Here is a 3,038-nt window from a genome sequence, read left to right as displayed (position 1 = left end):
CGGTAGAGGGCCTGGGCGAGGTTGCTCAGGACCAGCGCCAGCGGCTCGTGCGCCCCACGCGAATCCGACGGCAGGGCACGGGCAAGACAGTCGGCGGCGGCGGCAAAGGCTTCGCTCGCCTCTGCCCAGTCGCCGTCGGCCGCGAGCGTGAGCCCGCGTTCGTTGTCGTGCAGCCACGCGTCACGCCCCGAGGGCGCCGCCGTGTTGTCGGATGAAAAAATGGCCATGCTTTGGTTGACGCCTCGTGCTGTCCTACGTCACCACCCGAAGCGCGGCCGTGCCCAGGGTGTGACGGTTGTGCAGGGTGCGTCACGGATGTGGGCCGGACGCGGTGACGGGAGCTCCCCACCAACGCCCACGCCCGGTGGAAACCGGGACGCGGGTGCCACCGCGAAATATGGCACGGTCTCGCGTTGACGACACGACATTCGATCGTAGCTTCTCCCCTATGGAGCTCCTGTCACGAGGATCGGCGGCCGGCCGGGTCGCGGAGGCTCACGGGTATCGGGCAGCGCACGCAGCGCTACCTCTCGTCGCGCTTCTGCTCGTGGCGTGCGGCGGCAATGACGGTGTCACCATTCGTGGCGACGTCGCCGGGCTCGATACGTTGGCGCTCCGTGGTGACTCGCTCATCGCCGAGGCCAATCGGGCGCCCATGGTGCTCGACTCGCTGCGGGCGGCCTCGCTGGAGGAGATCAAGCGACAGATGGCGGAGTCGCTGGCCATGTTCGATCCCACGGCGCGCCGACCGTCAACGGGGAGCAGCGACGGCCCCCTCGGTGGAACCGGCGGCCCGGCCGGAAGCTCCGCCGCGGCGGCAGCGACCAACGCCAACCCCGGGACCTCCGCGGGCGGCATCATGTCTCGTCGCGCGCAGGCCCGCGGCGATTCCATGGCGAAGGCGTTTGCGGCCCGCCTCACCGGATCCGGTGCCGCCGCGCGGGCCCGCAGCGACAGCGTGCGTGGGGTCCTCATATGGCAGGGCACCGAGCCGGCCCGCATTGTCGTGCTGCGGTCGGCCGACGGGACGCTCACGCTCAGTGGCATGGCCACCACGGGACTCGGCCGTCTGGTGGGCAGCGAGGTGGTGGTGCGCGGCGTGCGCGTGAGCCCGCGCGATGTGGTCGTCGCCGAGTACTTCGTGCGCGCCGCCGACGGCGTTCCGGCCTACGACGGCGTGATTCTCGAAGACGGGTCGCTGCGCCTGTCCGACGGGAGCGGCGTGAAGCGGGTGCCGATCCCTATCGGTATGCAGGGCATGACCGGCGCCCGCGTGTGGGTGGCGCCGAAAGACGGCAAACCCCAGGCGTACGGCCTCATTCAGGCGCGCTGAATCGCCGCGTGTGAACCGGTGGTCATCCCGGCTCGCGGATGGCGATCATCGGTGTTTCGCGGTACACGTCGCGTGACGTGAGCAGGCCGATCGTCATGGTGAGCAGTAGCATGCCCCCGGCAATCGCCAGCGTGGGCAGTACCGCCGGATCGAAGGGATCTTCGAACACGAACGTCGTGATCGCCCAGGCCCCGCCGAAGCTGAGCACCATGCCGGTGAGCGCGCCCAGCGCCCCGAGCGCGCCGTACTCCGCGAGTAGCACCCGCGCCACCTGCGTACGCGACGCACCGAGGGTGCGGAGCAGCACGCCCTCACGCAGACGTGCGCGACGCGTGGCGGCCACGGCGCTGAACAACACCGGAATACCCATCGCGAGCGAGAACAACCCGAGGAAGCGGATGGCCAGCGTCACCCGGTCGACGATGCTGCCGATCGTCTGCTTGACGAGCGTGAGATCGAGACTCGATACGTTCGGATAGCGGCGCACGATATCGCGCTGAATCTCCGCGAGCGGCGCACCGCTCGGCACGTTGGCCACGATCACGTACTGCTGCGGTGCGCGGCGCAGCGCGGCGGGCTCGAAGACGGCGAAGAAGTTGGCTTCGAACCGGCCGAAGTTCACGTCGCGCGTGCTCGTGAGCACGGTGGTCACCGGTACGCCCTGCACGTTCCACACGATCGTATCGCCAAGGCTCGCGCCCATCTCGCGCGCCACTCCCGTTTCGAGCGACATGAGGAACGGACTCTCCGGTGCCGCCGCCCGTTCTTTCTCACGCGTGGCCGAATCGGGAAACCATGTGCCGGCCGTGAGCTTCTCCGACTCCTGCGTGTTGTAGCGATACGTGCTGCGATACTCACGGCGCAGCGCCCACCCGGCGCGGCGCACCGTGCTGTCGCTCTGCAGCTTGGTCACGCTCACGCCATTGATCGACTCCACACGCATCGTCACGATGGGCGTCTGCTGCACGATGGGATGATTGCGCGCCCGCAGAATGGAGTCGAGCGGCGCGGCCTGATCGTCCTGCACGTCGAACAGCAGCAGGTTGCCAGCCGCCGCATCCGCCGTGGTCTGCACGCGGCTCAGCAGGTTGGCCTGCACGAGATACACGGTGCTGAGCAGGAACGCCCCGAAGCCGAGCGCCAGTGTGACCGCACGTGTCTGGTTGGCGGGGCGGTGCAGGTTGGCGATCCCCTGACGCAGAGGGAACGGCCACGTGGGATGCGTGCTGCGTCGTGCGAGGGCAATCATGGCCGTGGCCGCAAGCCAGAGTACGACCACCACGCCAATGATGCCGCCGGTCATGGCGAGCCCATCGCGCCACGACTCCACACGCGACAGCACGATGGCCACGATGCTGCCAACGAGCAGGGCATCCACCACGAGCCGCGCGATGTCTTTCCACTCGCTCGGCAGTGCGGCGGGATCGGCGTTGCGGCGAATCGCCTGCAACGGCGACACACGACGCAGCGCCAGCAGCGGGCGCAGCGCGAACACGAGCGACACCCACACGCCGGTGGCCAGTCCCAGCAGCAGCGGAATCGGCTCGAGGGCGATGGTGACATCCACCGGCAGGAAGTCGCCCATGACGCGCGGGAGCAGGAACTGCACGGCGATGCCGAGCGCAGCACCGGCGGTGGCGCCCACGAGCCCCATTGTTGCGGCCTGCACCACGTACAGCGCGAGCACCTGGCGGCTGGTGGCGCC

3 protein-coding genes are annotated in these 3,038 nt (G+C 69.1%); 1 reads left to right on the top strand and 2 read right to left on the bottom strand.

Annotated elements, in window-relative coordinates; genetic code table 11:
* A partial coding sequence (locus tag ACIQ6O_RS15455) for a hypothetical protein (protein WP_396208672.1) occupies positions 1-227 on the bottom strand: 227 nt, incomplete at its 3' end.
* Positions 228-448: 221 nt separating this feature from the next.
* On the opposite strand from ACIQ6O_RS15455, the gene ACIQ6O_RS15450 reads away from it, so the two are divergent.
* Positions 449-1,333, top strand: a complete 885-nt coding sequence (locus ACIQ6O_RS15450) for a hypothetical protein (protein ID WP_396208671.1) — start codon at positions 449-451, stop codon at positions 1,331-1,333.
* Positions 1,334-1,355: 22 nt separating this feature from the next.
* Here the strand turns inward: ACIQ6O_RS15450 and ACIQ6O_RS15445 are convergent.
* Positions 1,356-3,038, bottom strand: a 1,683-nt coding sequence (locus ACIQ6O_RS15445; protein WP_396208670.1) for an ABC transporter permease, incomplete at its 5' end; no start/stop codon positions are given.

It is taken from the genome of Gemmatimonas sp. (assembly GCF_044345575.1).
Taxonomy (GTDB): domain Bacteria; phylum Gemmatimonadota; class Gemmatimonadetes; order Gemmatimonadales; family Gemmatimonadaceae; genus Gemmatimonas.
The sequence above is the reverse complement of the archived record's forward strand: the minus strand, read 5'-3'. Positions and strand labels throughout refer to the sequence as shown.